Source organism: Pseudomonas sp. St386 (genome assembly GCF_018325865.1).
GTDB lineage: Bacteria > Pseudomonadota > Gammaproteobacteria > Pseudomonadales > Pseudomonadaceae > Aquipseudomonas > Aquipseudomonas brassicacearum.
This window is the reverse complement of the sequence record NZ_AP021900.1, coordinates 401,152-427,879: the sequence shown is the minus strand read 5'-3', so window position 1 is coordinate 427,879 and position 26,728 is coordinate 401,152. Positions and strand designations below refer to the sequence as shown.

General features: G+C 58.0%; 29 protein-coding genes, 2 tRNA genes and 1 pseudogene. 23 read left to right on the top strand and 9 right to left on the bottom strand.

The window, feature by feature from the left end; all coding sequences use genetic code 11:
- Window positions 1–24: 24 nt before the first annotated feature.
- From hisF to KI235_RS01865, 6 genes are all read right to left on the bottom strand, one after another.
- Entirely contained in the window at window positions 25–795 is a 771-nt protein-coding gene (gene hisF, locus KI235_RS01890) for an imidazole glycerol phosphate synthase subunit HisF (protein WP_003196830.1), read from the bottom strand.
- A gap of 9 nt (window positions 796–804) precedes the next feature.
- Entirely contained in the window at window positions 805–1,542 is a 738-nt protein-coding gene (gene hisA, locus KI235_RS01885) for a 1-(5-phosphoribosyl)-5-[(5-phosphoribosylamino)methylideneamino]imidazole-4-carboxamide isomerase (protein WP_003196828.1), read from the bottom strand.
- Window positions 1,543–1,584: 42 nt separating this feature from the next.
- Window positions 1,585–1,839, bottom strand: a complete 255-nt coding sequence (locus KI235_RS01880; RefSeq protein WP_003196826.1) for a DUF2164 domain-containing protein — start codon at window positions 1,837–1,839, stop codon at window positions 1,585–1,587.
- Window positions 1,839–2,477, bottom strand: coding sequence for an imidazole glycerol phosphate synthase subunit HisH (hisH, locus tag KI235_RS01875; RefSeq protein ID WP_003196824.1), 639 nt, complete (start codon window positions 2,475–2,477; stop codon window positions 1,839–1,841). Before hisH ends, KI235_RS01880 begins: the two co-directional genes overlap by 1 nt.
- A complete protein-coding gene (gene hisB, locus KI235_RS01870) occupies window positions 2,477–3,070 on the bottom strand; it encodes an imidazoleglycerol-phosphate dehydratase HisB (RefSeq protein ID WP_003186751.1) in 594 nt (197 codons plus the stop codon). The genes hisH and hisB overlap by 1 nt, the downstream gene beginning before the upstream one ends.
- 267 nt (window positions 3,071–3,337) lie before the next feature.
- Window positions 3,338–4,999, bottom strand: coding sequence for an OFA family MFS transporter (locus tag KI235_RS01865; RefSeq protein WP_003196821.1), 1,662 nt, complete (start codon window positions 4,997–4,999; stop codon window positions 3,338–3,340).
- Between the two features lie 262 nt (window positions 5,000–5,261).
- Here KI235_RS01865 and panM point away from each other — a divergent pair, with 262 nt between their 5' ends.
- The 11 genes and pseudogenes from panM (at window position 5,262) to KI235_RS01810 (ending at window position 14,628) form a co-directional block, all read left to right on the top strand.
- Window positions 5,262–5,660, top strand: a complete 399-nt coding sequence (gene panM, locus KI235_RS01860) for an aspartate 1-decarboxylase autocleavage activator PanM (RefSeq protein ID WP_003196819.1) — start codon at window positions 5,262–5,264, stop codon at window positions 5,658–5,660.
- Window positions 5,661–5,843: 183 nt separating this feature from the next.
- Window positions 5,844–8,075 carry an AsmA family protein gene (locus KI235_RS01855; RefSeq protein WP_003196818.1) on the top strand — a complete coding sequence of 744 codons (2,232 nt, stop codon included), beginning with the start codon at window positions 5,844–5,846 and terminating at the stop codon, window positions 8,073–8,075.
- Window positions 8,072–9,139: an A/G-specific adenine glycosylase gene (gene mutY / locus KI235_RS01850; protein ID WP_003196816.1), complete on the top strand. Its 1,068-nt coding sequence runs from the start codon at window positions 8,072–8,074 to the stop codon at window positions 9,137–9,139. Before KI235_RS01855 ends, mutY begins: the two co-directional genes overlap by 4 nt.
- On the top strand, window positions 9,136–9,408 hold the full coding sequence (locus KI235_RS01845; protein ID WP_003196814.1) for an oxidative damage protection protein: 273 nt from the start codon (window positions 9,136–9,138) through the stop codon (window positions 9,406–9,408). Before mutY ends, KI235_RS01845 begins: the two co-directional genes overlap by 4 nt.
- Window positions 9,409–9,510: 102 nt before the next feature.
- Window positions 9,511–9,586: transfer RNA gene (locus tag KI235_RS01840), tRNA-Phe, on the top strand.
- 116 nt (window positions 9,587–9,702) lie between these two features.
- The gene (locus KI235_RS01835) at window positions 9,703–10,032 is read left to right on the top strand and encodes a DHCW motif cupin fold protein (RefSeq protein WP_003196810.1); all 330 of its coding nucleotides are present in this window, start codon (window positions 9,703–9,705) and stop codon (window positions 10,030–10,032) included.
- A 61-nt stretch (window positions 10,033–10,093) separates the two neighbouring features.
- A complete protein-coding gene (locus KI235_RS01830) occupies window positions 10,094–10,501 on the top strand; it encodes a hypothetical protein (RefSeq protein WP_003196808.1) in 408 nt (135 codons plus the stop codon).
- Between the two features lie 135 nt (window positions 10,502–10,636).
- Window positions 10,637–11,143, top strand: a pseudogene (locus KI235_RS01825) (YhcG family protein); the annotation flags it as partial.
- Between the two features lie 161 nt (window positions 11,144–11,304).
- Window positions 11,305–11,910 (top strand): biliverdin-producing heme oxygenase, encoded by a 606-nt coding sequence (locus KI235_RS01820; RefSeq protein WP_003196803.1) that lies wholly within the window; start codon window positions 11,305–11,307, stop codon window positions 11,908–11,910.
- The gene (locus KI235_RS01815; RefSeq protein WP_003196801.1) at window positions 11,907–14,141 is read left to right on the top strand and encodes an ATP-binding protein; all 2,235 of its coding nucleotides are present in this window, start codon (window positions 11,907–11,909) and stop codon (window positions 14,139–14,141) included. Before KI235_RS01820 ends, KI235_RS01815 begins: the two co-directional genes overlap by 4 nt.
- A 40-nt stretch (window positions 14,142–14,181) precedes the next feature.
- Window positions 14,182–14,628 carry a hypothetical protein gene (locus tag KI235_RS01810; RefSeq protein WP_028237794.1) on the top strand — a complete coding sequence of 149 codons (447 nt, stop codon included), beginning with the start codon at window positions 14,182–14,184 and terminating at the stop codon, window positions 14,626–14,628.
- Window positions 14,629–14,637: 9 nt separating this feature from the next.
- Here KI235_RS01810 and KI235_RS01805 read toward each other — a convergent pair whose 3' ends face one another.
- Entirely contained in the window at window positions 14,638–15,087 is a 450-nt protein-coding gene (locus tag KI235_RS01805; protein ID WP_003196797.1) for a carboxypeptidase regulatory-like domain-containing protein, read from the bottom strand.
- Window positions 15,088–15,507: 420 nt separating this feature from the next.
- On the opposite strand from KI235_RS01805, the gene KI235_RS30310 reads away from it, so the two are divergent.
- From KI235_RS30310 to KI235_RS01765, 8 genes are all read left to right on the top strand, one after another.
- Window positions 15,508–15,807: a hypothetical protein gene (locus KI235_RS30310; protein ID WP_050516625.1), complete on the top strand. Its 300-nt coding sequence runs from the start codon at window positions 15,508–15,510 to the stop codon at window positions 15,805–15,807.
- A gap of 301 nt (window positions 15,808–16,108) precedes the next feature.
- The gene (locus KI235_RS01795) at window positions 16,109–16,882 is read left to right on the top strand and encodes an ABC transporter ATP-binding protein (RefSeq protein WP_003196795.1); all 774 of its coding nucleotides are present in this window, start codon (window positions 16,109–16,111) and stop codon (window positions 16,880–16,882) included.
- Window positions 16,883–16,895: 13 nt separating this feature from the next.
- Window positions 16,896–17,651: an ABC transporter substrate-binding protein gene (locus tag KI235_RS01790; RefSeq protein WP_003196792.1), complete on the top strand. Its 756-nt coding sequence runs from the start codon at window positions 16,896–16,898 to the stop codon at window positions 17,649–17,651.
- Between the two features lie 78 nt (window positions 17,652–17,729).
- Entirely contained in the window at window positions 17,730–18,425 is a 696-nt protein-coding gene (locus KI235_RS01785) for an ABC transporter permease (protein ID WP_212795462.1), read from the top strand.
- Window positions 18,422–19,111, top strand: coding sequence for an ABC transporter permease (locus tag KI235_RS01780; protein ID WP_013692061.1), 690 nt, complete (start codon window positions 18,422–18,424; stop codon window positions 19,109–19,111). The genes KI235_RS01785 and KI235_RS01780 overlap by 4 nt, the downstream gene beginning before the upstream one ends.
- Window positions 19,092–20,324 (top strand): methyltransferase, encoded by a 1,233-nt coding sequence (locus tag KI235_RS01775; RefSeq protein ID WP_212795461.1) that lies wholly within the window; start codon window positions 19,092–19,094, stop codon window positions 20,322–20,324. The genes KI235_RS01780 and KI235_RS01775 overlap by 20 nt, the downstream gene beginning before the upstream one ends.
- 331 nt (window positions 20,325–20,655) lie before the next feature.
- Window positions 20,656–21,480: an FkbM family methyltransferase gene (locus KI235_RS01770; protein WP_039013495.1), complete on the top strand. Its 825-nt coding sequence runs from the start codon at window positions 20,656–20,658 to the stop codon at window positions 21,478–21,480.
- Between the two features lie 75 nt (window positions 21,481–21,555).
- Window positions 21,556–21,631: transfer RNA gene (locus tag KI235_RS01765), tRNA-Thr, on the top strand.
- A 167-nt stretch (window positions 21,632–21,798) separates the two neighbouring features.
- Here the strand turns inward: KI235_RS01765 and KI235_RS01760 are convergent.
- Window positions 21,799–22,440 carry a BRCT domain-containing protein gene (locus tag KI235_RS01760; protein WP_212795460.1) on the bottom strand — a complete coding sequence of 214 codons (642 nt, stop codon included), beginning with the start codon at window positions 22,438–22,440 and terminating at the stop codon, window positions 21,799–21,801.
- Between the two features lie 254 nt (window positions 22,441–22,694).
- On the opposite strand from KI235_RS01760, the gene KI235_RS01755 reads away from it, so the two are divergent.
- From KI235_RS01755 to KI235_RS01745, 3 genes are all read left to right on the top strand, one after another.
- Window positions 22,695–23,804, top strand: coding sequence for a DUF262 domain-containing protein (locus KI235_RS01755; RefSeq protein WP_212795459.1), 1,110 nt, complete (start codon window positions 22,695–22,697; stop codon window positions 23,802–23,804).
- 18 nt (window positions 23,805–23,822) lie between these two features.
- On the top strand, window positions 23,823–24,662 hold the full coding sequence (locus tag KI235_RS01750; RefSeq protein ID WP_212795458.1) for an MAE_28990/MAE_18760 family HEPN-like nuclease: 840 nt from the start codon (window positions 23,823–23,825) through the stop codon (window positions 24,660–24,662).
- A 238-nt stretch (window positions 24,663–24,900) separates the two neighbouring features.
- Entirely contained in the window at window positions 24,901–25,344 is a 444-nt protein-coding gene (locus KI235_RS01745; protein WP_212795457.1) for a trypco2 family protein, read from the top strand.
- 414 nt (window positions 25,345–25,758) lie between these two features.
- Here the strand turns inward: KI235_RS01745 and KI235_RS01740 are convergent, their stop codons facing one another.
- Window positions 25,759–26,046: a type II toxin-antitoxin system RelB/DinJ family antitoxin gene (locus KI235_RS01740; protein ID WP_244864272.1), complete on the bottom strand. Its 288-nt coding sequence runs from the start codon at window positions 26,044–26,046 to the stop codon at window positions 25,759–25,761.
- A gap of 318 nt (window positions 26,047–26,364) precedes the next feature.
- Between KI235_RS01740 and KI235_RS01735 the strand changes: the two genes are divergently transcribed.
- Window positions 26,365–26,643, top strand: coding sequence for a DUF3077 domain-containing protein (locus KI235_RS01735; RefSeq protein ID WP_212795456.1), 279 nt, complete (start codon window positions 26,365–26,367; stop codon window positions 26,641–26,643).
- Window positions 26,644–26,728: the final 85 nt, after the last annotated feature.

Below are 26,728 nucleotides of genomic sequence, written 5' to 3'. Positions count from 1 at the left end.
TGGGCCCGCCATGGTGTCCAGCGATCAGCGAATGCAGATACCGCGATGCGCCATGTAGGCCTTGGCTTCCGGCACGGTGTATTCGCCAAAGTGGAAAATGCTCGCCGCCAGCACCGCGCTGGCATGGCCTTCCAGGATGCCGTCGGCCAGGTGTTGCAGGTTGCCGACGCCGCCGGAAGCGATCACCGGGATGCCCAGGGCATCGCTGATGGCGCGGGTGACACCGAGGTCGAAGCCGTTTTTCATGCCGTCCTGGTCCATGCTGGTCAGCAGGATTTCACCGGCACCCAGGCCTTCCATCTTCTTCGCCCACTCCACGGCATCGAGGCCCGTGGGTTTGCGGCCGCCGTGGGTGAAGATTTCCCAGCGCGGGGTTTCGCCCGGGCCGGAGACCTTCTTCGCGTCGATGGCCACGACGATGCACTGCGAACCGAAGTGCTGGGCCGCTTCACCGACGAATTCCGGGTTGAACACCGCCGCAGTGTTGATCGACACCTTGTCGGCACCGGCATTGAGCAGGTTGCGGATGTCCTGCACGGTGCGCACGCCACCGCCCACGGTCAGCGGGATGAATACCTGGCTGGCCATGCGCTCGACGGTATGGAGCGTGGTATCACGGCCATCGACGCTGGCCGTGATGTCGAGGAAGGTGATCTCGTCCGCACCCTGTTCGTCGTAGCGACGGGCGATTTCCACCGGGTCGCCGGCATCACGGATGTTCTCGAACTTGACGCCCTTGACCACCCGGCCGTTGTCCACGTCCAGGCAAGGGATGATGCGTTTGGCCAGCGCCATGGTGAGTCCTCAGCCTTTATAGGTATCGCAGAAGGCCTGGGCCTCGGCGACGTCCAGGGTGCCTTCGTAGATCGCGCGACCGGTGATCGCACCGATGATGCCCGGCGCCTTGGCGTCGAGCAGTGCCTTGATGTCACCCAGGTTATGGATGCCACCGGAAGCGATGACCGGGATCTTCGTCGCGGCGGCCAGGGCGGCGGTGAATGGAACGTTGCAGCCCTGCATCATGCCGTCTTTGGCGATGTCGGTGTAGACGATGGCAGACACACCGTCGGCTTCGAAACGCTTGGCCAGGTCGATCACCTGTACGGTGCTGACTTCAGCCCAACCGTCAGTGGCGACGAAACCGTCTTTTGCGTCCAGGCCAACGATGACCTTGCCCGGGAAAGCGCGGCAGGCTTCGGCAACGAACTCGGGCTCCTTCACGGCTTTGGTGCCGATGATCACGTAGCTCACGCCAGCCTTGACGTAGTGCTCGATGGTTTCCAGCGAACGAATGCCGCCGCCGATCTGGATCGGCAGGTTCGGGTAGCGCTTGGCAATGGCCGTGACCACTTCGCCATTGACCGGTTGTCCTTCGAAGGCGCCGTTCAGGTCGACCAGATGCAGGCGACGGCAGCCGCCCTCCACCCACTTGGCGGCCATGCTCACCGGGTCATCGGAAAACACCGTGGAGTCTTCCATGCGGCCCTGACGCAGACGTACGCAAGCGCCGTCCTTGAGATCGATAGCGGGGATAATCAGCATCTGGCAAACCTTCAAATACGAATATTCAGCTTGGCTCGAAAATCAGTTTTTCTCGAGCGCCCACAAGTCGCTTTCAATGCTTTCGAACCTTTCTTTAAGGTGCGTCTGCACATCGAAAATCGCCCTATTGTAATAATGCGGAGCAATTTCGCGGGTAAACAGGTCAAGAATTTCCGCCGCTTCGAACGAGCCCAGGTCCAGCTCGAAACGGTCCTCCATGAACCGCTGGATCTTGCGGTTCGCTTCACTCTCCTGCTCGGACGTGAGGGTGAGGATCGGCGGTTTCTTGCGGGCCATTACCAGCGCCCGTCCCACGCTGCGAAGTTCTGCAACAGTTGCAGGCCATGGGTATGGCTCTTCTCGGGGTGGAACTGCACGGCGAAGCGCGAGCCATCGGCCAGGGCCGCGGCGAAATCGACGCCATAGTGACCGCTGCCCACTACCTGCCGCGCATTACCGGCGGCGATGTAGTAGCTGTGCACGAAGTAGAAGCGCGCCAGGTCCGGGATGTTGTGCCACAGCGGGTGATCCACCGTCTGCTTCACTTCGTTCCAGCCCATGTGCGGGACTTTCAGGTGCTCGCCGTCTTCATGCAGGCCCTTGCCGAAAAACTTCACCTGGCCTGGAAACATGGCAATGCAATCGACGCCGTCGTTCTCTTCGCTGTGCTCGAGCAAGGCTTGCATGCCCACGCAGATGCCCAGGAACGGACGGTCCTGGCTGACTTCGTGCACCAGCTTGTCGAAGCCCAGGCGACGAATCTCGGCCATGCAATCACGAATCGCACCGACGCCGGGAAACACCACCCGGTCGGCTTCGCGAATCACGTCGGCATCGCTGGTGATCAGCACCTTGCCGGCACCCACGTGCTCGAGGGCCTTGGCCACCGAGTGCAGGTTGCCCATGCCGTAGTCGATAACCGCGACCGTCTGCATTACAGGACGCCCTTGGTGGAAGGCATCTGGCCGGCCATGCGGTCATCGAGCTCGACGGCCATGCGCAGCGCGCGGCCGAAAGCCTTGAACACGGTTTCGATCTGGTGGTGGGTGTTGTGCCCGCGCAGGTTGTCGATGTGCAGGGTCACGTTGGCGTGGTTGACGAAGCCCTGGAAAAATTCCTGGAACAGGTCAACGTCGAAGCCGCCGACGGTGGCACGGGTGTACGGCACATGCATCTGCAGGCCCGGACGGCCGGAGAAGTCGATGACCACGCGCGACAGCGCTTCATCAAGCGGCACGTAGGCATGGCCGTAGCGACGGATGCCCTTCTTGTCGCCGATGGCTTTGGTAAAGGCCTGGCCCAAGGTGATACCGACATCTTCCACCGTGTGGTGGTCGTCGATATGCAGGTCGCCCTTGCTGACGATGTCCAGGTCGATCAGCCCGTGACGGGCGATCTGGTCCAGCATGTGCTCAAGAAAAGGCACGCCGATATCAAACCGGGCCTTTCCGGTGCCATCCAGGTTGATCGAGGCTTTGATCTGGGTTTCCAGAGTGTCGCGCTCGACAGACGCCTTACGTTCGGCCATCACCAGCTCCGCAAAATCATTGGGCGAAAAAGGCAGCCATTATAGGGGCGCGAGCGGCAAACAGAAACACGGGAGGTGATATCCCTGACGGGTTGTCGGCGATAGACATGTCCATACAAGCTTTCACCACACATAAAACAAATGTGGGAGCGAGCTTGCTCGCGATAGCGGTGGGTCAGCCGACCATGATGTCGACTGACACACCCTCATCGCGAGCAAGCTCGCTCCCACAAGGTTTGCCCTCACCTGATGGTCAGGGCAACGGTCTTAGTGGAACAACACCGCCGTCTTCTGCAGGGTCACCCACACACCCCACGCCAATGGAATGCCCACCACCAGCCAGGCGGCGATCGCCAGGGGCTTGGTGCCCGGCGCAGCTTTCCACTCCAGCGAAGTGGTGCTGTCGGCGCCTTTGTCATGGCCCAGCGCCTGTTCGGCGGCCAGTTCGGCGTCGGTCATGAAGTACTTGTCGGCGACCGGACGGACCAGCAGGTTGCACAGGAAGCCCAGCACCAGCAGGCCGGCGAGGATGTACAAGGTGATGTCATAGGCCGCGGCACGTTCAACGCCGATGCTCAGTTGATATTCACGCAGGTAGTTCACCAGTACCGGACCCAGCACGCCCGCCGCTGCCCAGGCAGTCAGCAGACGACCGTGGATCGCGCCGACCATTTGCGTACCGAACAGGTCCGCCAGGTAGGCCGGCACAGTGGCGAAACCGCCGCCGTACATCGACAGGATGATGCAGAACGCCGCCACGAACAGCGCGACGCTGCCCAGGTGACCCAGGTTCGGGATCAGCGCGTACAGGGCAAAGCCCAGGGCGAAGAACACGAAATAGGTGTTTTTACGACCCAGGTAATCCGAGAAGGATGCCCAGAAGAACCGGCCGCCGATGTTGAACAGGCTCAGCAGACCGGTGAAACCAGCGGCGATGGCCGCGATCTGGCCCAGTTGCACGGCGTCCAACTGACCGAAAGGCAGGTCATTGCCGAGCAACTTGCCGCCGAACACTTCCTGCAACAGTGGCGAAGCCATGCCGAGAATGCCGATACCGGCGGATACGTTCAGGCACAGCACCAGCCATACCAGACGGAACTGCGGGGTTTTCCAGGCAACGTTCACATGAACGTGGCGATGGGTGATCATCGCGTTCGCGGCTTTCTTCGGTGCCGGGGTCCAGCCTTCAGGCTTCCAGCCGGTTGGCGGAACGCGGTACGACAAGGCGCCACCGATCATGAACACGAAGTAGATCGCGGCCATGACCAGGAAGCTCTGCCATACGCCCACGCCGGTTGGCGAAGCGAAATGGCTCATCAGCGCCGCAGCCAGCGGAGCACCGACCATCGCACCGCCGCCGAAGCCCATGATCGCCATGCCGGTGGCCATGCCACGCTTGTCCGGGAACCACTTGATCAGGGTCGACACCGGGGAGATGTAGCCCAGGCCCAGGCCGATACCACCGATCACCCCGGAACCGACCCACATCAGCCAGATCTGGTGGGTATAGATACCCAGCGCGGAAATCAGCAGGCCACCGCACCAGCACAATGCCGATACAACGCCGGCCTTGCGTGGCCCGGCGTGTTCCAGCCAGCCGCCCCAGATGGCTGCCGAGCAACCCAGGAAGATGAAGAACAGGGTGTAGATCCAACCGAGCATCGAGATCGGCCAGTCACATTGGGACGAAAAGACTTGCGAGATGAAGCTCATATCCGGTGCACAGGCCACAGGCTTGGTGACACCCAAGGCTTTGGACAGTGGCAGCCAGAACACCGAGAAGCCGTAGGCCATGCCGATGCAGAGATGAATGGCCAGTGCGGCCGGTGGAACCAGCCACCGGTTGAAACCGGGCTTGGCGATGATGCGCTCCTTGGAGAGGAACGCAGGCTGGTCGGCGACGCCGCCGGCCGTGATGCTCGTGCTCATTTGTGTATCCCCCAGTTATTAGAATGGTTCGCCAGTCACGCATCACCGTCAGCCTTCATTGCACGCAGGCATGACTGTATTTTCTGGTAAGGCTCCATATTAGTGCGACATTACGCCGCAGAAAGACGGGCGAACAGGCAAAGGTTACCATTTGATCGTTACAGAAGAGTCAAAGTGATATCACCTTTTTCGTTTCATCTGTCTTATCGCGCCATTACTGACTTTCTGTAGGCCGTGAACCGTTTATTTTTCAGGAATCCGTATGCCCATCGTCGTCGAGCACCTGAACGAAGCCACCTGCCAAGACCAGCAGGACCTGCAGAAAATCTACCGGGATGCCCCGGCCTGGCTGTTCGAACCGTTTAGCGATGCCAAGCAATTGATCGCGCAATGCCTCGAGGAAGGCTCGCTGATCGCGGCACGCTTCAATGACCGACTGCTTGGTGCAGCACGCCTGCAACGGCACCAGAACGCCTGGCGCTTGTCCCACCTGTGCGTACGAAACGTTACCCGTCGCCGTGGCGTGGCTGAACGGCTGGTGAGCGAAGCCCGGCGAATGGCCGCGCTAAACGGTGCCGAGCTGCACTTGTTGGCCCCAGCCGGGCATCTGCAAGCCCAGGCGCTGGCGGCCAAGCTGGGACTGATGCTGGTCCAGGATTAGAAACCACTGTGGGGCGAGCTTGCTCGCGATGGCGGTCGCACACGCAACACCTTCATTGATTGTCACACCGTTATCGCGAGCAAGCTCGCTCCCACAGTGGATTTGCGGTCCTAACGCACCACCACCAACCCACAGCGTTATACTCCCGGCTAAATTTTGAACTCAACCTACAAGGATTCGCCCATGAAAGCGTTCGGCAAAATCCTGGGTCTGGTACTTCTCGGGCTGTTGCTGATCATCGTGGCCCTGGGCTTTGCCCTGACCCACCTGTTCGATCCCAACGACTACAAAGAAGAGATCCGCCAGATAGCCCGCGACAAGGCCCACATCGAGCTGACCCTCAATGGCGACATCGGCTGGAGCCTGTTTCCGTGGCTGGGCCTTGAGTTGCACGACGCCAGCGTCGCTACCTTGGCCAGTCCGACCCAGCCTTTCGCCGACCTGCAGATGCTCGGCCTTTCGGTCCGGGTAATACCGCTGCTGCGCCGGGAAGTACAAATGAGCGATGTGCGGGTCGAAGGCCTGAACCTGCGGCTCAACCGTGACAAGAGCGGGCACGGCAACTGGGAAGACATCGGCAAGGTGCCGGCCTCTGCGTCGACGGCGAACGCGCCGGCACCCGTGCCGGCTGAACAACCGACCCCACCTGTCAGCACCCCGGCAGAAAAACCTGCCCAGCCGACCCGACTGGATATCGACAGCCTGACCGTGAACAACGCCCGGGTCGAATACACCGACGAGCAGACCGGCAAGCTGTTCACGGCCGAGAGCATTCAACTGAGCACCGGCCCGGTCCATGACTCCACCAACATTCCGGTCACCCTGACCGCATTCCTGTCCAGCAACCAGCCGGCCGTACGCGTACGCACCGAAGTGACGGGTGAACTGCGCTTCGAACGTGCCTTGAAGCGCTACAAGTTCGAAGACCTGAAACTGTCCGGCGAAGCCACTGGCGACCCCTTGCAGGGCAAGACCCTGAACTTCGCCGCCCAAGGCCAACTGTTCCTGGACAAAGCCGCAAACGTCGCCGAATGGACCGGCATCAAACTGTCGCTCAATCAACTGCGCGCCCTGGGTGAACTGAAGGTCAACGACCTCGACAAGACTCCGCAGTTGAATGGCGGCGTGTCCATCGCCCAGTTCGACTTGGCGAAGTTCGTCGACAGCGTTGGCCAGAAACTCCCAGCCATGGCCGAAGGCAGCCTGAGCAAAGTAGAGCTGTCCAGCCGCATTGCCGGTACGCCAACCAGTGTCGAGTTCAACGACATCAACATGAAAGTGGACGACAGCAACTTCAGCGGTCGTATTGCCGTGGAGGACTTTGCCAAGCAGTCCCTGCGTGCGCAGCTCAAGGCCGACACGTTCAACGTCGACCGTTACCTGGCGCCAAAGTCCGCCGAAGCCGACAGTTCCAAGGCGGCCCGTGAGGCCGAAGTCAGCAACACCGAAGCCAGCGCCATGGTCGGTGCCGGCAGTACACCGCTGCCAAGCGCCCCGACCCAGGGCGCCTGGAGTAACGATCGACTGTTTCCAGTGGAACGCCTGAGCAAGCTGGACCTCGATGCCGACCTGACCTTCGGGCAACTGACTCTCGATAAACTGCCGATCCAGAACGCTGCGCTCAAGGCCACCGGCCGGGGCGGCCTGCTGACCCTGGAGAACCTGCGAGGCGACCTGTACAGCGGTAACTTCGAAACCAAGGGCACCCTGGACGTGCGCCAGCCTACGCCGCAACTGAGCCTGCAAACGCGCATCAACCGGGTCCCTGCCGAGAAGATCATCGAAAGCCAAGGCAAGAATCCGCCGGTCAAAGGCCTGGTCACCGTCAACAGCGCGATCACCGCCAGCGGCAATAGCCAGAAAGCCCTGATCGACAGCCTCAACGGCACCGCCGGGTTCGTCATCAACGATGGCGTGCTGCTCAATGCCAACCTCGAACAGCAATTGTGCAAAGGCATCGCCACCCTCAATCGCAAGACCCTCAGCGGCGAACCCCGGGGCAAGGACACGCCGTTCCAGCAACTCAACGGCAATCTCACCTTCAACAATGGCGTTGCCAACAACCCGGACCTGAAAGTCCGCATCCCCGGCATGACCGTCAACGGCAACGGCGACATCGACCTGCGGGTACTGGGCATGGACTATCGCGTCGGCGTCATCGTCGAAGGCGACAAGAGCGACATGCCCGACCCGGCCTGCCAGGTCAATGAACGCTACGTCGACGTCGAATGGCCATTGCGCTGCCGCGGCCCGCTGGAACTGGGCGCCAAGGCCTGCCGCCTGGACAACGACGGGCTGGGCAAGGTCGCGGCGAAACTGGCCGGTGACCGTCTCGGCGACAAGATTGATGAGAAGCTGGGCGACAAGGTCAGCCCCGAACTCAAAGATGCACTCAAGGGGCTGTTCAAGCGATGAGAGCCGAGCAGTTTTCCACCGCCGTACTGGACTGGTTCGACCGCCACGGGCGCCACGATTTGCCCTGGCAACAAGCCATCTCGCCCTATCGGGTGTGGGTCTCGGAAATCATGTTGCAACAGACCCAGGTCAGTACCGTGCTCAACTACTTCGACCGGTTCATGGCCTCGCTGCCCACCGTTCAAGCCCTGGCCGCCGCGCCGGAGGACGAAGTGCTGCACCTGTGGACCGGGCTGGGCTATTACACCCGTGCGCGCAACTTGCAGAAAACCGCGAAAATCGTCGTCGAGCAGTACGGCGGCGAATTTCCCCGGGACGTGGAAAAACTCACCGAGTTGCCGGGGATCGGCCTGTCCACCGCCGGTGCCATTGCCAGCATCAGCATGGGCCTGCGGGCGCCGATTCTCGATGGCAACGTCAAGCGGGTACTGGCGCGCTTCACCGCCCAGGAAGGCTACCCAGGCGAACCCAAGGTTGCGAAACAGCTGTGGGCCACCGCCGAGCGCTTCACGCCACAGGACCGCGTCAACGCCTACACCCAGGCGATGATGGACCTGGGCGCCACGCTCTGTACCCGTAGCAAGCCCAGTTGCCTGCTCTGCCCGCTGAAGCAAGGCTGCGAGGCCCACATGCTGGGCCTGGAAACCCGCTACCCGATTCCCAAGCCTCGCAAGGAAGTGCCCAAGAAGCGCACCTTGATGCCGATGCTGGCAAACCACGAAGGCGCGATCCTGCTTTACCGTCGCCCTTCCACGGGGCTGTGGGGCGGTCTGTGGAGCCTGCCGGAACTTGACGACCTCGACGACCTGCAGCATCTGGCCCTGCAACACTCGCTGGAGTTGGGCAGCCAACAGGAAATGCCAAGCCTGGTGCACACCTTCAGCCACTTCCAGTTGGCGATCGAACCCTGGCTGGTCCGGGTCCGGGAAACCGGCCATCACGTGGCCGAGGCCGACTGGCTCTGGTATAACCTCGCCACCCCGCCGCGCCTGGGCCTTGCCGCCCCGGTCAAAACCTTGCTCGAACGCGCGGCTGCCGTAATGAACGCAGGAGAGTTGCAATGACCCGCACCATCATGTGCCGCAAGTACAAAGAAGAACTGGAAGGCCTGGAACGTGCACCCTTCCCGGGCGCCAAGGGCCAGGACATCTACGACCACGTCTCGGCCAAGGCCTGGGCCGACTGGCAGAAACACCAGACCCTGCTGATCAATGAAAAACGCCTGAACATGATGAACGCTGAAGATCGCAAATACCTTCAGGGCGAGATGGACAAGTACTTTTCCGGCGAAGATTACGCCAAGGCCGAAGGCTACGTACCGCCGTCCGAATAAGCTGTTCAGTACGGGGGCGGATCGTAAGCGACGGTAATAGTTAAATATTTTTTGAAAACTTGCTTGACGCCCCCCTGAAAAACCCGTTTAATGCGCCCCGTTGCCCAGATAGCTCAGTCGGTAGAGCAGGGGATTGAAAATCCCCGTGTCGGCGGTTCGATTCCGTCTCTGGGCACCAAATACCGAAAACCCCGATCAAGAAATTGATCGGGGTTTTTTATTGTCCGGGATTTTCTTCCTCCGCCTTATCGACTCGGCTACATTCGTCCGCTCCCCTCCAGCAAGCGAGTCGACATGGACATCACCGGCATCCCCTTTGGCACCACCGATTGGTCAACCATCGAACCCACCGAGCACACAGGCATCACCGGAATCGCTTATTGGCGCACCCAACAGTTCGGGAACATTCGCGTGCGGATGGTGGAATATACGCCGGGGTACCTGGCCGACCATTGGTGCACCAAGGGCCACATCCTGTTTTGCCTCAAGGGCGAGCTCAATACTGAACTTGAAGATGGCCGGCAATTTTTGCTCAAGCCCGGCATGAGCTACCAGGTAGCCGACCAGGCCGAGCCCCATCGATCCTCCACTTCATCGGGGGCTACGCTCTTCGTAGTGGATTGAGATTCGAAGCACTCCCGCTGAAGCTGTAGGATAGATAGCCTTATCCATCAGGAATCCGACTATGTCATCGGCGAACAAACAGCAGAAGCGCAGCCAGCGCGCCAAGGCGAAAGCCAAGCAGAACCGTACCAAGCGTGCTGCTGCGCCGAACGATTTCCTCGACCCGAACGACGAGCGCATCGATCTGGAAACCGTGGACCTGACGGAGATGTTCCAACTCATGGGCGCTGCCGAAAAGATCAGCCAGCAGGCCATGTGCATCGCCTTCCTGGGGCATCCACTGCTGGAGCTGGTGCTGGAGCAGGAAGGTGAGGAAGAAGCGACCGACTTCATCTTTACCGCATTGATCGAATACCGCCGCTTGACCACCGGTGTGGATGAACAGACCGCGCTGGATTGGGTGGAAAGCAAGCAATTCCAGGCCGATTATGTGGCTGCATCCCAGGCACTGGCGCAAGGCAAGGTCTGACTGTCACCCGCCAAGCGCTTTGTGGCGAAGGGGTTCGCGGTGGCTGACAGGCTGCGGGAATAGTTCCTACAAGCCAAGGTCAACCAACATGGGACGGCGTCATACCCGTCCTGCGTCAATCAGCTATTTTTCCTCTCAAATTTGCGCTACATGCGCCTCTTTTATCAGGCGTTTCCAATCTGTGACGCACTGCGTCACGAATTGAGCTGGACTCACTATCGAACGCTGCCACGCGTCGAAAATGCGAATGCACGCCGTTGGTACATGAACGAAGCCGTCACTCAAAACTGGTCCACCCGCGCCTTGGAACGACAGATCGGCACGTTCTATTACGAACGTCTCCTGGCAAGCCATGACCGGCCTGCGGTAGAGCAGGAAGCGGCCGCCAATCTTGAGAAGCTGGATTTCGGTCCCAGGGACATCGTCAGGGATCCCGTGGTCCTTGAGTTCCTAGGATTGCCCAATACCGGCATGCCGCTGGAAACCGACCTCGAACAAGCCCTGATCGACCAGCTACAAGGCTTCCTTCTGGAACTGGGAAAAGGCTTCGCCTTTGTCGCCCGCCAACAGCGCATCAGCACCGAAAGCAAAGACTTCTACATCGACCTGGTCTTCTACAACTACCTGCTCAAGTGCTTTGTACGAGCTGGATCGCGAACAGGCGCGACTTGAAGAGGGGCGGCAATCGGGTACCGCGACTTGAAGAAGTGAAGGCCAACCTGATGAGCGCACACTCAAAAAACCCATGTAAGATTGGCGCGCTTTTTTTCCAGCAATGCTTCAGTCAACGAGCTTCATCCTGCATGTCACCGGCCGCGCCCCACCCTTCTCTGATCCAGGCATTGCGGACCGAAACCGCTGAACTGCACGTCGCCCTGGAAAAACGCCTGCCATTTTTCTCGCCACAGTTGGACCTGGATCTGTACCGACGCCTGATGGCGGCCTACTACGGTTTTTATCAACCGCTGGAACAACGGCTACATGTGCTGGCACTGATTCCGGCCGGGTTGGACCAGTCCCTGCGCATCAAACTTCCGGTATTGCGGGCCGACCTCACGGCACTGGGCCTGGATGAAACCGCTATCGAGGCATTGCCCACCTGCCAGGCGCTGCCGCGCATCGACTCCCGGGCCGCCGCCCTCGGCGTTTCCTATGTGTTGGAAGGTGCGACTCTCGGCGGGCAGATCCTGCGGCGCAGGGTGGCCGAGCAGCTCGGTCTCGATGCTTGCAGCGGTGCTGCCTTTCTCAATGTGTATGGCGAACTCACCGGCCGACGCTGGAAGGATTTCCTTCAGTACCTGGACGACAGGAACCTTGGCGAGACCCAGACGCTCGAAGTCACAAGCGCCGCCAAGGCGACGTTCACTCATTTCGAACACTGGCTGGACAGCCAAAAGGTACTGTTATGACCCCGGAAAACCAGGAAGCCTTCGAAGAGCTGCTGGCCAATTGCGCAGATGAACCGATTCGCTTCCCCGGGGCCATCCAGCCTCATGGCGTGCTGTTGATGCTGTCCGAACCCGATTTCGTGATCCGTCAGGTCAGCGCCAACGCCTTGCAATTGATGGGTCAGGATCCCCACAGGCTGTTGGGCCAGACGCTGGACGCACTGTTGGGGCTGGAACAGGCCGAGGCGATCCTGGTCGCCTGTCGCGCCGCCCCGGAAAGCGACAACGTGCCCGTGGCCATTGTCGTGAACCAGCAGCGCTTTGACGCCTTGGTGCATCGCCATCAGGGCGCCCTGATCGTCGAACTGGAGCAACACCTGAGCGACTATCGCCCTGAAGGCGTCAGCGGCGAGGCCAACCTGGGCCGCATGCTGCAACGCCTGCAAAGTGCGAAAACCCTCCAGGCCCTGTACGAAATCAGCGTGCGGGAAATCCAGGCCATGACCGGTTACGACCGGGTACTGATCTACCGCTTCGAGGAAGAAGGCCACGGCCAGGTGATCGCCGAGGCCAGCGCGCCGTCGATGGAGCTCTACAAGGGCCTGTTTTTCCCGGCCTCGGATATTCCCGAACAGGCCCGCGAGCTGTATCGCACCAACTGGCTGCGGATCATCCCCAACGCCGACTACGCGCCGGTGCCGCTGGTCCCGGAACTGCGGCCCGACGCCCAGGCGCCCCTGGACCTGAGTTTTGCCACGCTGCGCAGCGTCTCGCCGATCCACCGCCAATACATGAAAAACATGGGCGTGCTGTCCTCCATGAGCATCTCGCTGATGGAAGGCGAACGCCTGTGGGGGTTGATCAGTTGCGGCAATCGCCAGCCGCTGCTGGTCCCCCATGAGATGCGCATGGCCTGCCAGACCATCGGCCAGGTGCTGTCGTTGCAGATCAGCGCCATGCAGGCCCTGGAACTGAACCGGCAACGGGACGCCAAGCTGGAAGACCTCCAGGTCCTCGCCACCGTCATGGCTGAGTCCAGCGAAAACGTCTTCGATGGCCTGTCCCATGAGCCACAACGGCTCATGGACCTGACCGGCGCCAGCGGCGTGGCGATTTTCGAAGACAACAAGCTGCACCGCCACGGCCAGTGCCCGGAACCGGAACAGATCCGCGAGCTGCACAAATGGATCCTGGAAACCGGCAAACCGGTGTTATCCCACCACAACCTGAGCAGCGACTTCGCGCCTGCCCAGGCTTATCAGGACGTGGCGAGCGGCGTGCTGGCGATCCACCTGCCCAAGCCAGTGGAAAACGGCGTGCTGTGGTTCCGTCCCGAGGTGAAACAAACCCTCCAATGGAGCGGCGACCCGCAAAAACCCCTGGACCTGGAAAACAGCGAGACCGGCCTGCGCCTGCGGCCCCGGACGTCTTTCGAGATCTGGAAAGTCGAAATGGCCGGCATCAGCACCAAATGGACCCATGGCGATCTGTTCGCCGCCAACGACCTGCGGCGCTCGGCCCTGGAAAACGATCTGGCCCGACAGGTGCGCAAGGAGCGCCAGGCCGTGCAGGCCCGCGATGAACTGGTGGCCGTGGTGTCCCATGACCTGCGCAGCCCGATGACGGTCATTTCCATGCTCTGCGGCATGATGCGAAAGGCCTTCAGCTCCGACGGCTCCCACAGTTCCAAGCGAATCTCTTCAGCCATCGACACCATGCAACAGGCCACCAGCCGCATGAACGCGCTGCTGGAAGACCTGCTCGACACCTCGCGCATCGATGCCGGACGCTACACCATCAATCCCCAGCCGATGGACGTCAGCCAGATATTCGAAGACGCCTGCTCGCTGCTGACGCCGCTGGCCACTGCCAAGGCCATCGACATTTCCTTCCATGCCGAACCCAACCTGAGGATCAATGCCGACCCCGAGCGGCTGTTCCAAGTGCTGTCGAACCTGATTGGCAACGCCATCAAGTTCACACCGCAACAAGGCACCGTGGGCATCAGTGCGATGTCAGTCGGCGATGAGATCGTGTTCAGCGTTCGGGACACTGGTGAAGGGATCGCGCCAGAGCAGTTGCCTCATGTTTTCGAGCGCTACTGGACGACCAAGGAAGGCAACCCGAACGGCACCGGGCTGGGGTTGTACATTTCCAAGGGGATTGTCCAGGCCCATGGCGGTAAACTGCACGCCGAAAGCCAGCCAGGCCAGGGCAGCGAATTCCGCTTTACCGTGCCGAAAATCGACTGAGCCAGGCACCGTCCCCTAACGAATTGGAAACCGAAGCCCAATGGCCTCACTGAACAAGCAGCAAAAACGCGCCAAGCGCGCCAAAGACAAAGCCAAGCAGATCCGCATGACCGGGCGCAAATCGATCCCAATGTATGGCGACCCGGCCCACGCCACCGCCCAACCACCGGTCTACGTGCTGGAACTGTTCGCCAAGCTGCGCGAAGCCGAGGCCATCAGCCGCAGTGAAATGCTCGACACGCTGCTCGCGTCCCTGAGCGAGATGATCATCGAACGCCCAGGCCTGCTCGACCTGAAAAACGCCGAAAACGAAAGCATGGCAGCGACCAACCTGGCCGCCGACATGCTGGTGGACTACCGCATGTGGGTCGATGAAATGGACCGCGAGACCGCCCAGCGCTGGCTCAGCACACCGGAGTTCATCAACGACTTCAGCGAGGCGCTGGATCGGTATCGCCAGTCGATGGAAGAACCCGCCAGCGAATAAGCCGGCCGGTTATTCGTCACCGTTCCAATGGAACACCAGGTTGCGCGCGGCCCCGCTGCCTATCTCAGCAGTGTCGCGCCGCGCCTCACCTTTGCGCGTCGCCACCACGCTGTACTTGCCCGGCGGCAGTTGCACATAAACCAGCGGTCCGGCCTCAGTCAGCGTCAGCAGCGTTTGCCCCGACGCGTTCTGGATGACGACCTCCACATCCGGGATGTATTTGTTTTCCGGGCCGACCGCGAATGTCATGTGCAGGTTGTAACCCTGGGCCTGCCCAATGGCCCGGGCTTCGTCCTCACCGATACCGCCCGACAGATAAGTGATGCCGTTCTGCTGCATGGGTTGGACCTGCACGCCTGCGTTGTCTATGGGCGCGAGGTTGGTGGCGTTGAGGGCGATGGGGAACAGCAGGATGCTGATGGCGATGAAAGGTAATATAAGATAATGAATGAGCTTCATGGCGAGGACTCCAGGTTCTGGAAACAACTCACATGAGTTCTTTTTGGAGCACCGTAGCGGGTTAAGGTTTAGATCGATTGGGACTATTGACTAGGACGAACCCATCGCACAACCGGCATATACCATTTACATGCCCCTTCATTGCCCTATGCCTTTAACTGATTCCAATGGATCGAGTTCATGCTCGATGCCAATATCTAACTTCCACTACAAATAACGGGACCACACCCATGGCCTCCGCGAACAAGCAACAAAAAACGCGCCAAGCGTGCAAAAGCAAAAGCCAAGCAAATACGCGTCAGCCGTACCAAGCCTGCTGTCACGTTTGATCTTCCCGAATACGACGATCCGTATTTCCTGGATGCCCTGCAAGACGAATTCAAAGAACGCCCCGGAGATTTCCTGTCACTGTTTTATGAGATGCAAGACGCCGAAGAAAAGACGGGGCGCATCGACATGATGGTCAGGATGCTCGGATTACTCATTGCGATGACGGATGAACAGCCCGAGCTTCTGGACAGTCAAAATGCCGAAAACGAGGCCATGGCAGTCCAAAACCTGGTCGAAAATACCCTGATCGCTTACCGAAGTTGGGCTGACGATATCGATCAGGAAGCAGCGAAGCATTGGCTTCATAGCCCTGAAGTGCAGGCGGATTTCAAAATTGCATGGGTCAGCTTCAGAGAGGTTCTCAAAATACTGTGGGACGCGCCCGAATAACCCAACAGACTTTTGATCGCGGCAACGCTCATCCGTTTAACCCTTCCAACCCCCGCCCAAAGCTGGCACCATCGCGCCTTTTTTTACGCGACTCCCCGGACTTTTCACCGGTAAACCAGGTTCAAACGGCCGTTAGGTTGTTGATGGCGCGACAGTCTGCTGCGCCGATGCGACAACCTGCCGCACATCACCGGTTTACCGCCCGTAGCGCTGTTGGCGGCCATTCGGACGCATGCTAGCTTGGCCGCCTCGCCAAGGAAGGCAGCCAACAGCAAGGGAGCACATACCATGAGGACCGCACATGGCCCAGGCCACGCCCGCGCTTGAAATCCGCAACCTGCACAAACGCTACGGACAGCTGGAGGTGCTCAAAGGCGTCTCGCTGACCGCCCGCGACGGCGATGTGATCTCGATCCTCGGATCCTCCGGGTCCGGCAAATCCACATTCCTGCGCTGCATCAACCTGCTGGAAAACCCCAACCAGGGCCAGATCCTGGTGGCCGGCGAAGAGCTCAAGCTCAAGGCCGCAAAGAACGGTGAACTGGTGGCCGCCGACGGCAAACAGATCAACCGCATGCGCAGCGAGATCGGTTTTGTCTTCCAGAACTTCAACCTTTGGCCGCACATGAGCGTGCTCGATAACATCATCGAAGCGCCGCGCCGGGTGCTTGGCCAGAGCAAGGCCGAAGCCGTCGAAGTGGCCGAAGCCCTGCTGGCCAAGGTCGGTATCGCCGACAAGCGCCACGCCTACCCGGCCGAACTGTCCGGCGGCCAGCAACAACGCGCCGCCATCGCCCGCACACTGGCGATGCAGCCCAAGGTGATTCTGTTCGACGAACCCACCTCCGCCCTTGACCCGGAAATGGTCCAGGAAGTACTTAGTGTGATCCGCGCCCTGGCCGAAGAAGGACGCACCATGCTGCTGGTCACCCATGAAATGGGGTTCGCCCGTCAGGTTTCCAGCGAAGTCGTGTTCCTTCATCAAGGCCTGGTCGAGGAGCAAGGATCGCCACAGCAGGTCTTCGAGAACCCGCTTTCGGCGCGCTGCAAACAATTCATGTCCAGCAACCGCTAACGGAGCAGTACACATGCAGACCTACAAGAAATTCCTCCTGGCCGCAGCGGCCAGCCTGGTCTTTTCGGCCAGCGCCATGGCGGCCGACAAACTGAAGATGGGCATCGAAGCGGCCTATCCTCCGTTCAACAACAAGGACGCCAGCGGCCAGGTCGTGGGGTTCGATAAAGACATCGGCGATGCCCTTTGCGCCAAGATGAAAGTCGAATGCGAAGTGGTCACCTCCGACTGGGACGGCATCATTCCCGCCCTGTTGGCCCAGAAGTTCGACTTCCTGATTTCTTCGCTGTCGGTCAACGACGAGCGCAAGCAAGCCGTGGACTTCACCGACCCGTACTACTCCAACAAATTGCAATTCATCGCACCGAAAAACGTCGATTTCAAAGTCGATAAAGAATCTCTCAAAGGCAAGGTCATCGGGGCACAGCGCTCTACCCTCGCCGGTACCTGGCTGGAAGACGAACTGGGCAGCGATATCACCGCCAAGCTCTACGACACCCAGGAAAACGCCTACCTGGACCTGACCTCCGGTCGCGTCGACGCGATCCTGGCGGACAAATACGTGAACTACGACTGGCTGAAAACCGAAGCTGGCCGTGCTTACGAATTCAAGGGCGACCCGGTGGTGGAAGGCGACAAGATCGCCATTGCGGTGCGCAAGGGTAACGACGAGCTGCGCAACAAGCTGAACGCCGCCCTCAAGGAAATCATTGCCGACGGCACCTATAAAAAGATCAACGACAAGTACTTCCCGTTCAGCATCTATTGATACTGACGTGCCTGGCCGGCGCTGTTCCCTGGCAACGCCGGCCCTTAGCAAAGCCTGCCGCGATATGAACTCTTACCCATGATGATCGATCTCTACGGATTCGGCCCGGCGCTCGCCGCCGGCGCGCTGATGACCGTCAAACTGGCGCTCACAGCCCTCTGCCTGGGGCTGGGGCTCGGCCTGCTCGGCGCCTTGGCCAAGACCTCGCCGTACAAGCCGCTGCAATGGCTGGGTGGCACCTATTCGACACTGGTTCGCGGCATCCCGGAATTACTCTGGGTGCTGTTGATCTATTTCGGCACCGTCAACCTGGTGCGTGCCCTGGGTGAGTATTTCGGCAAACCGGACCTCGCCCTCGACGCCTTTGCCGCCGGGGTCATTGCCCTGGGCCTGTGCTTTGGCGCCTACGCCACGGAAGTGTTTCGCGGCGCGATCCTGGCGATCCCCAAGGGCCACCGTGAGGCCGGCGTAGCCCTGGGCCTGTCGAAGTGGCGGATCTTCACCCGGTTGATCATGCCGCAGATGTGGCGCATCGCCCTGCCAGGCCTGGGCAACCTGTTCATGATCCTGATGAAGGACACCGCGCTGGTCTCGGTGATCGGCCTGGAAGAGATCATGCGCCATGCGCAAATCGGCGTGACCGTGTCCAAACAACCGTTCACCTTCTATATGGTCGCAGCATTCATGTATCTGGGCCTGACAGTGCTCGCCATGATCGGCATGCATCTGCTGGAACGACGCGCCGCCCGTGGATTTACCAGGAGCACCCAATGAACTGGGACGTCATCATCAAGTGGCTGCCGAAGCTGGCCCAGGGCGCGACACTGACCCTGGAACTGGTGGCCATCGCCGTGATCGCCGGCCTGCTGCTGGCGATTCCACTGGGCATTGCCCGCTCTTCGCGCCTGTGGTACGTGCGGGCGTTTCCCTACGCCTACATCTTCTTTTTCCGTGGCACGCCGCTGCTGGTGCAACTGTTTTTGGTCTACTACGGCCTGGCGCAGTTCGATGCCGTGCGCAGCAGTGCAATGTGGCCGTACCTGCGGGATCCGTTCTGGTGCGCCACGGCCACCATGACCCTGCACACCGCCGCCTACATCGCCGAGATCCTGCGCGGCGCGATCCAGGCCATCCCCCGTGGCGAGATCGAAGCCGCGCGGGCCCTGGGCATGTCGCGGCCCAAGGCGCTGCTCTACATCATGCTGCCCCGCGCCGCGCGCATCGGCCTGCCGGCCTACAGCAACGAAGTGATCCTGATGCTCAAGGCCAGTGCCCTGGCGAGTACCGTGACCTTGCTGGAACTCACCGGCATGGCCCGTACCATCATTGCCCGGACCTATATGCCGGTGGAGATATTCTTCGCGGCCGGCATGTTCTATCTGTTGATGTCCTTCGTCCTGGTGCAAGGCTTCAAGCAGCTGGAGCGCTGGTTGCGCGTCGATGCCTGCCAAGGGCGCTGACAGTGGCGTGCTGACGGGCGAGGCTCTACTCGCCCGCTTCACGGCGCTGGATACTTTTCTCACGGCGCACCAGGCACTGTGGAAACCGCGTCCGTTCACCCATCTGCAACTGCCTTGGGAAACGTCCCACCCGGAATTGTCCCAATGGCTACGCCAGCGTTCTCTGGAGGCCGCGGAAAACGACCATCATCAGCCGTGGTTGATGGAACACGCGCCAGCTCCATTCCCCGAATTGGCCGCTATCTCCCGTGCATTGAGCGCTGTCGCAGAATTGCCGGCCAGCACGCTTGAGGCACCAAGCCATCGCCTCAACGTCGACGTGCCCGGACGCAAGTGGCAGCAGATCGAAGCCTTCGCCAGCCGCCTGCACTTCACCACCCAACCGACCCATTGGCTGGATTGGTGCGCCGGCAAAGGCCACCTCGGTCGACGCCTGCTGCACGGTGAGCAGCAACTGACCTGCCTGGAATACGACCCCGCACTGGTCGCCAGCGGCCAACAACTGAGCCTGCGCCATCGCCTGCCCGCCACACATCTGCAACAAGACGTGCTGGCGGCGGACGCAACCCAGGCGCTCCACCCCGGACACACGCCTGTGGCCCTGCACGCCTGCGGCGACCTGCATGTGCGCTTGATGCAACTGGCCAGCGCCGCTGGTTGTGCACAACTGGCTATCGCACCGTGCTGTTACAACCGCATCAACACCGAGCGTTATCAAGCACTGTCCGACGCCGCCAAGGGCTCTGTCCTACAGCTGTCGCTCGATGATCTCAGCCTGCCGCTGACCGAAACCGTCACCGCTGGCGCCCGCGTCAGAAGACAACGGGACCAGTCCATGGCCCGGCGCCTGGGCTTCGACCTGCTGCAACGGCAAATCAGAGGGTGCGACGACTACCTGCCCACCCCCTCACTACCCAGCGCCTGGCTGGAAAAATCCTTCGCCCAATACTGCACCGATCTGGCAGCCCTGAAAGACTTATCCACAGTCGGCGCGCCTGATTGGGGCGCCTTGGAGGCCGCAGGCCATCAGCGCCTGGCCGAGGTGCGCAACCTGGAGTTGTTGCGAGGCCTTTTCCGGCGGCCGCTGGAGCTTTGGCTGGTGCTGGACCGGGCGCTTTTCCTCAGTCAAAAAAGCTACGAGGTTCGCCTCGGCTCCTTCTGCGAAACACCGCTTACGCCGCGCAATCTGATGTTGCTGGCAGAGCGTTGCTGAGACGAAACACCCTGTGGATAACTCTGTTGATGAAATAAACCTGGATCCAAGAAATTCGCGATTTCCTGACCGATTCAACATTGGTCATTTTTTGTTCATATGGATAAAAAACCATGAAAACAGGGATTTGCGACGAAACGCGAAAGCGGTCACAAAACCGCAAGGTTCCTTCCGCCTCATCCTGCCCGTTGTGCATAAGCGTCTAAGCAAAACGACATAACCGCCGAATTCAGTGCTGCCCCGCGCCAGTAATTGCGTCCACCGCGCCCGTGCTATACAACAGCCAAACGTATCGTGATTGACACAATGCCGACACACTCAAGGACTGGCCGTGACGTTCATTTCCTACGCACAGAATTTCGAAGACATACGCCTATGGCGCGCCCTTCAATCGGTGGAAAACGGCTTTTACCTCGACGTCGGCGCCAACCATCCGACAGATGATTCGGTCACCCGAGCGTTCTACGATCGTGGCTGGCGCGGCATCAACATCGAACCGGTACCGGCTTACTACGACGCCCTCTGCCAACAACGCCCCCACGACATCAACCTGCAATGCGTGGCCGGCGAAAACGCCGACAGCCTGACCTTCTACACCATCGCCGACACCGGCTTATCCACAGTAGAGGCCAGCGTCGCCCAACAACACCGCGACGCTGGCATGGACGTGCGCAACCAGACCGTCCAATCCCGCACCCTGGCCTCCATCTGCGAGCAATACGCCCAGGACCGCCCCATCCACTTCCTGAAAATCGACGTCGAAGGCCACGAGGAAACCGTCCTGCGCGGCATGGACTTCAGCCGCTGGCGCCCCTGGATCATCCTCATCGAAACCCCATGGGCCCGTGACCAGACCTGGGAAACCCTGGTGACCGGTGCCGGCTACCAGTCCATCCTGTTCGACGGCATCAACACCTACTACCTCGCCGAAGAACACCTGGCCCTCAAACCCGCCTTCGACATCCCCCCGTGCAACCTCGACGGTTTCCAACTCTGCAAAGGCCACAAATTCAGCCACCCCATCGACGACGCAGACCAACAGCTCAGCGCCGCCCTGCAACGGGCTGAACAGGCCGAAGCCCAACTCCAGGCCATGCAAAACAGTCGTGCGTGGCGAGCCTTGCAGAAAATGCGCGCCCTGCTGCGCCGCGCTTGAGCATGGGTCGTGCAAAAATAGTCAGAATTCAGGGGTTTACAGAACGCACCCAATCGCTATAATCGTCGCCCACACGCCGGTATAGCTCAGTTGGTAGAGCAACTGACTTGTAATCAGTAGGTCCCGGGTTCGACTCCTGGTGCCGGCACCATACAAAACGAAGCCCTCGCAGAAATGCGGGGGCTTTGTTGTTTCTGGGGTGGCCACTTTTCCTCCACCTCCTGAAAAACCTGTGGGAGCGAGCTTGCTCGCGATGAGGCCATCAAACCCACCGACAATCTTTCAGCCCAGACAACGGGCACCCTTTCCTGGACCAGCTCAACCAAACAGCATCTTTTGCCAGTGATCCTCACCCACAATGGCAATCGAAGCCCCCGCCTCCCGCAGCTCCACTGCCTTCATGATCTTCGCTCCGTATGTGCTGTGGCGCCACTGCTCATTACCCACGCTGCCGACCACCAGGTAATGCACCTTCTTACTCACACCACCACCAATCAAACCACCACGCTCCTCGACCAATGCCTGGCAATCTTTGCGTGGCCCAAAGGCCATGACGCCTGTAAATACAAACATCCGGCCATCCCACACCAAGTCAGGGGCGGGGGAGTTAAACGGAAGGTCTGTCGGAGCAACAGCAACAGCTCCGCTGACCTGCGATCTCTCAATGCCCACTCCAGAAAAACTACGCAAGATGTTAAGCAGCTCAAGAGACTCGTCCGGGTCCAGAGCATCGTCCTGAAGCATGGACGCTAAACGCGAATAAAGCAGATTGATCACCGGGTCGTTCAGATGCGTGAGATTGTTTTCCAGCCATTGCTTTAGAAAAACCGCTTCGCTGGTGTTCACGACACCATCCGCCGTAATTCCTGCGGCCAGACCCACCAAGGCATCGGCGGCGCGCCGATCGATACGGGTGTGGTGGAAGAATTTGCTGTTTTCGAATTCGTTGTGTAGGTCCATTACGGAGTGTCCTTCGGGGGCGTTGGCTCGAGGGTGAAGCATTACTGGGTTAGGGAATGTTGTGTTCCACGCTAGCACCGCTGCGTGCAGACGCCTGATTTTCTTATCAAGGAAATAAATCTGTCCCCTTTTTTGTCCCCTTTTTTACGTCGGGGAGGGGGGGTAAGTGCTTTTTGACTATCATTTTTTTGTTTGGATGATATTTTGGTTGGATTGTACGGACCGCAAGCCTGCGCCCCTTAGGAAGATGTGAAATGAGCGAAGTTGAAGTAGACCTGGAGTTAAATACCGGTTTAGACGTTGTCGACGATGAACCCTATGCACCTGTAACCGAGCGAAAAGTACTCATTCAGCAGTATGACTACGCGGTTAGACAGCTCGTCGACATGGTGATCGAAGAAGAACTGATACTTAATCCAGACTACCAAAGACAATATCGTTGGGCAGCTGAAAAAGCGTCACGTTTTGTTGAGTCCATCATTATGAATATTCCAGTACCTGTCGTGTATTTCGCCGAAGAGGCAGACGGAACATTCAGTGTAATCGATGGACAACAGAGACTTACTTCACTTTTAAACTTTATTCGACCTGACCCAGGTCAAGAGCTAACCCTAACAGGATTAAAGCTCCGCCCAGATCTTAATGACAAACGCTTTACAGATCTTAATAGAATTGATAAGTCTGCAATTACGAAGCGACCTATCAGATGCATCGTTGTTCTAAACGAGTCCGATCAAGCCTTGAAGTTTGAAGTTTTCGAAAGACTGAATACCGGCAGTTCTTCGCTAACTGAGCAAGAGGTAAGAAACTCCATCTATCATGGAAACTTTAACGACCTAATAAAAAGACTTGCACTAAACCCTGACTTCATTGAAATGATTGCACTACCCGAACAACACCAGCGAAACATGAAAGCTGAAGAATTAGTATTGAGATTTTTTGCCTACCGAGACCTTCATGAAGGAGCCGAATACCCGGGCAATTACACGGAATACCTAAATAACTACATGGAGCAAAACAGATCGCTCAACTCCACTGCCATATCGCACTTAGAGAATCTTTTTGAAAATACAGTCACACATATAAAAAATCTTCTTGGTGCTGGCACGGCATTCCGCCGTCCGGTCGTTAGAGGCAAAGATGATCGATTTGCTCATACGCTTATTAATGGTGCTATCTACGAATCTCAAATGATAGTTTTCTCAAAAATTTTCGAAGCAGGAAAAATCGACAAACTAGATCGAGCCAAAGTTATTACCTCCTTCTCTGATGATAGATACTGGGGAACTCTCTTTCAAGGCACAGCTAAGAAAGCAACAGCTATTCGCCGAACAGAAGAACTATCTAAGCTTTTGCTCGCTTAAGCCTAAGGAATATTCAGGATGACATTCCACTGCTTGTCGGAGCTGCGGGCTAAGATCGGCGAAAACGATCTTGTCGCAAAACTGGCAGATAAGATGCTAGAAGGCAGCGAAGTAGGCACGGTTTTGGGTGAGTTAAGCGACTCTTCACCTAGAAGGGCCGCTGCAAACACAATGACGAAAGCCGCACTAGTCCTTCTCTGCGGCTATTTTGAGGGCTTTTTGAAAAAGCTAATTGAGGAGTTTATTGGCGAGCTTAATGACCTAAAGCTCCCGATAAATAAAGCCGGGGATGATTTGCTTTTATCAGTCATACAACACAGCATTAGTGACAACAGAGGAAAAACCCTTCCTAAATTATTGCACCTCAAGGGTTGCATAGTACAGGATATGCATTATCCATTCTTACAAGACGCTATTGGAAAGACAAAGGGAAACCCCTCGGTCGACATGGTGGAAAGTTTATTTCAAAATATCGGCATATCCGAAATAATAGATAAGCTCAGCGCAAAAGACTATTCACTCGAAAGCACATACACGACCATCAGCCAAAGCCAACAACTAAACAAGCTCATAGAGTCAGCTGTCGATGGAAATCTAGTATTTCAACAAAAAATACTAGAAATAATAGATGGGAAATGGATCCCTAAAAAACAAAGACGTGACGTCGGTTACGTGGGAATAATTCAGGAATTGCTAAAAAAACGCAACCGAATCGCACATGGAGAAAACTGGGAGGAACAAGTTACGCCAACAGAACTTCTAGATTTCAACCAAGATATACTTCGCCTTTGTTCTGGAATAGCCGAACACTTAAGCGTAGAGCTTGAGGCATACAAACAGATCCCTGAAAACGCTTAGCAAAATTTCCAGCCCAACCAAACCAAATAGTAACCGCCCTATCTTTTCTGCATGCTTAGTTTCTGCGAAAGCATAATTAGCAAAAACTGCAGCGTTATTTGGTGAGGGCAATAGGGGGCAGACCACGACTGCAATTAAATAACGAAAATCCTGGTCTGACCCCGTTCTACATTGATTTTCATGAACGTGCCAGCTGATTCTTAGGCTATCCTCATCCTTTTCGAAGAGAGTATGAACGATGAAAGGGAAGATCAGCTTGGTCGATTTCATTAAGGAGGTTAAAAGCGAGCTTCGGGCTGCAGTTGATAATGATGATCCTTTTTTTGAGATGGGCGATGTTGAATTAGAAGTTACATTTGCGCTGGATATCTCTGGCAAGGCGGGAATAAAACTGATCGTTGCGGAGCTGGGAGGTGAAACTAAAGCTACGCAAACGCATAAGATCAGGCTTAAGCTTCATCCTTTTGTCGAGGATGAAGTACCCTCCCAATTGGTACTCGACTCCGCAAAGGGCATGGTTAGGGTGACAACGCACCAAAACCACAATGCGGGAGGCAAGACGGTTGAAGCCCCTACAGAGTCGGTCATGAGGCATCCTCCAAGAGCGTCCAAACCACATGCCAAACCAACGGCGTCGAAACACAAAAAAACCGTAGCGACCAGCCGCCCAAGGGCGGGTTAATCGGGGAAAGTAACAATGGGGATTCGCGAACAGGCCACGATTACTGGCTGCAATAAATAAGTCAGAGACTAAATTAATCATAGCCTGGTCCCGCTCCCCTACTTTTTTTCTTCGTCGCTTGGCAGGAAAATAAGCGGGCACTATGACCTCAATGTCCGATGATCAATGACCATCGGACGTTGAGGTCATCGACGAGGTATGAAGTAGGCCAAGTTACCGATCGTCATCAACCAAATATGGGTTGTACTGTCGACTGGGGTATCGTCACCAAACTAGATCATAGTTTCCATGAGTTTAATTCCGGCCAGGGAAAAAGAACCTCATACCGAAAATTGCAGAGGTAGGTCCTGAATAAGAGTATTTATAGAGGGGACAAAAAAATGGATTAATTTTCTCACTTTCTAGAATAAAAGCTTATAGGTCATCTAGCAGAATTTTAACTCTCTGTGGAGCGGTAAGCCGTTCTGTCACTTTAAGGACCAAGGCTTCATCGTCCTCAGCCATCAGGACTGACTGGAAGGGCAACTGGCCCCGCTCGGCCACGTACTGCATAGGTTTTTTGGCCGTCATTTGACGCATAGAACCGAGGAAGTCCCGTTGAATTTGCTCGCATTCATCATCCATTGGAATCGCCTCCAACCGCTTATCTTCGTGTGCGTTGATCGCTGGCGATATCGACAACGACGCAAAATTATTACCCATCCATAAAATTACCTAAACCCACCCGCCAGCATCGCGCCACGATTGCAGCCTCCCCAATCGCCCGCTACTCTCTGACCGTCGCTGCCAATTCAGCGACCGGGCGTAGGAAACCCGAGTAAATCAAGGCGCATCAGCTGCGCCTCGCTTACTATTGCAGGCGCTTTTTTTGTGTCTGCGATATGCGTTATGGCGGCTGTGCGCGGGACACCTTCGGGTGTGCCGGGTGCCTTGATTCCCGGTTTTCCTACCCCGTGCATGGCCGCCACCCAATCCCGTAGGAAAGGACGGTTGCGGCTCTCACAGTCAAGGAGCCAGACAATGCCAAATCCGCAAGACCTCAAAACCCCAGGCCTAACCCCCTTCTGCTACCACTCCGACCGCCCCCTATTCCGCGTCAACAGCGGCATACCCATTGGCGAAGCTCTGTCCCACGCCTCCGACCTGCTCCACGTCGCCAAGGTCCTGGCCGAGGACGCGGCGATGATTCGCAGTACAGATCGATATGCCTGGGCGTCATGTTATTTACAGGATATGAGTAAGGCCGTCATCGATGACGTGGTGAAGGTGCTGGAGGCGCCGGGGAGTAATCCTACTTAAGAGCCGCTGACGCAATGCTGCTCACGAGCGGGGCAGCATTGGATTTTATCTGCAGGAGCGGATTAAAGAAGGACTGCTTCGCAGC

Excerpts from the sequence above, each read along its gene's own strand:
- hisF (WP_003196830.1), bottom strand. The coding sequence starts at position 795 with ATGGCGCTGGCCAAACGCATCATCCCTTGCCTGGACGTGGACAACGGC.
- hisA (WP_003196828.1), bottom strand. The coding sequence starts at position 1,542 with ATGCTGATTATCCCCGCTATCGATCTCAAGGACGGCGCTTGCGTACGT.
- KI235_RS01880 (WP_003196826.1), bottom strand. The coding sequence starts at position 1,839 with ATGGCCCGCAAGAAACCGCCGATCCTCACCCTCACGTCCGAGCAGGAG.
- hisH (WP_003196824.1), bottom strand. The coding sequence starts at position 2,477 with ATGCAGACGGTCGCGGTTATCGACTACGGCATGGGCAACCTGCACTCG.
- hisB (WP_003186751.1), bottom strand. The coding sequence starts at position 3,070 with ATGGCCGAACGTAAGGCGTCTGTCGAGCGCGACACTCTGGAAACCCAG.
- KI235_RS01865 (WP_003196821.1), bottom strand. The coding sequence starts at position 4,999 with ATGAGCACGAGCATCACGGCCGGCGGCGTCGCCGACCAGCCTGCGTTC.
- panM (WP_003196819.1), top strand. The coding sequence starts at position 5,262 with ATGCCCATCGTCGTCGAGCACCTGAACGAAGCCACCTGCCAAGACCAG.
- KI235_RS01855 (WP_003196818.1), top strand. The coding sequence starts at position 5,844 with ATGAAAGCGTTCGGCAAAATCCTGGGTCTGGTACTTCTCGGGCTGTTG.
- mutY (WP_003196816.1), top strand. The coding sequence starts at position 8,072 with ATGAGAGCCGAGCAGTTTTCCACCGCCGTACTGGACTGGTTCGACCGC.
- KI235_RS01845 (WP_003196814.1), top strand. The coding sequence starts at position 9,136 with ATGACCCGCACCATCATGTGCCGCAAGTACAAAGAAGAACTGGAAGGC.
- KI235_RS01835 (WP_003196810.1), top strand. The coding sequence starts at position 9,703 with ATGGACATCACCGGCATCCCCTTTGGCACCACCGATTGGTCAACCATC.
- KI235_RS01830 (WP_003196808.1), top strand. The coding sequence starts at position 10,094 with ATGTCATCGGCGAACAAACAGCAGAAGCGCAGCCAGCGCGCCAAGGCG.
- KI235_RS01820 (WP_003196803.1), top strand. The coding sequence starts at position 11,305 with ATGTCACCGGCCGCGCCCCACCCTTCTCTGATCCAGGCATTGCGGACC.
- KI235_RS01815 (WP_003196801.1), top strand. The coding sequence starts at position 11,907 with ATGACCCCGGAAAACCAGGAAGCCTTCGAAGAGCTGCTGGCCAATTGC.
- KI235_RS01810 (WP_028237794.1), top strand. The coding sequence starts at position 14,182 with ATGGCCTCACTGAACAAGCAGCAAAAACGCGCCAAGCGCGCCAAAGAC.
- KI235_RS01805 (WP_003196797.1), bottom strand. The coding sequence starts at position 15,087 with ATGAAGCTCATTCATTATCTTATATTACCTTTCATCGCCATCAGCATC.
- KI235_RS30310 (WP_050516625.1), top strand. The coding sequence starts at position 15,508 with ATGCAAGACGCCGAAGAAAAGACGGGGCGCATCGACATGATGGTCAGG.
- KI235_RS01795 (WP_003196795.1), top strand. The coding sequence starts at position 16,109 with ATGGCCCAGGCCACGCCCGCGCTTGAAATCCGCAACCTGCACAAACGC.
- KI235_RS01790 (WP_003196792.1), top strand. The coding sequence starts at position 16,896 with ATGCAGACCTACAAGAAATTCCTCCTGGCCGCAGCGGCCAGCCTGGTC.
- KI235_RS01785 (WP_212795462.1), top strand. The coding sequence starts at position 17,730 with ATGATGATCGATCTCTACGGATTCGGCCCGGCGCTCGCCGCCGGCGCG.
- KI235_RS01780 (WP_013692061.1), top strand. The coding sequence starts at position 18,422 with ATGAACTGGGACGTCATCATCAAGTGGCTGCCGAAGCTGGCCCAGGGC.
- KI235_RS01775 (WP_212795461.1), top strand. The coding sequence starts at position 19,092 with ATGCCTGCCAAGGGCGCTGACAGTGGCGTGCTGACGGGCGAGGCTCTA.
- KI235_RS01760 (WP_212795460.1), bottom strand. The coding sequence starts at position 22,440 with ATGGACCTACACAACGAATTCGAAAACAGCAAATTCTTCCACCACACC.
- KI235_RS01755 (WP_212795459.1), top strand. The coding sequence starts at position 22,695 with ATGAGCGAAGTTGAAGTAGACCTGGAGTTAAATACCGGTTTAGACGTT.
- KI235_RS01750 (WP_212795458.1), top strand. The coding sequence starts at position 23,823 with ATGACATTCCACTGCTTGTCGGAGCTGCGGGCTAAGATCGGCGAAAAC.
- KI235_RS01745 (WP_212795457.1), top strand. The coding sequence starts at position 24,901 with ATGAAAGGGAAGATCAGCTTGGTCGATTTCATTAAGGAGGTTAAAAGC.
- KI235_RS01740 (WP_244864272.1), bottom strand. The coding sequence starts at position 26,046 with ATGGGTAATAATTTTGCGTCGTTGTCGATATCGCCAGCGATCAACGCA.
- KI235_RS01735 (WP_212795456.1), top strand. The coding sequence starts at position 26,365 with ATGCCAAATCCGCAAGACCTCAAAACCCCAGGCCTAACCCCCTTCTGC.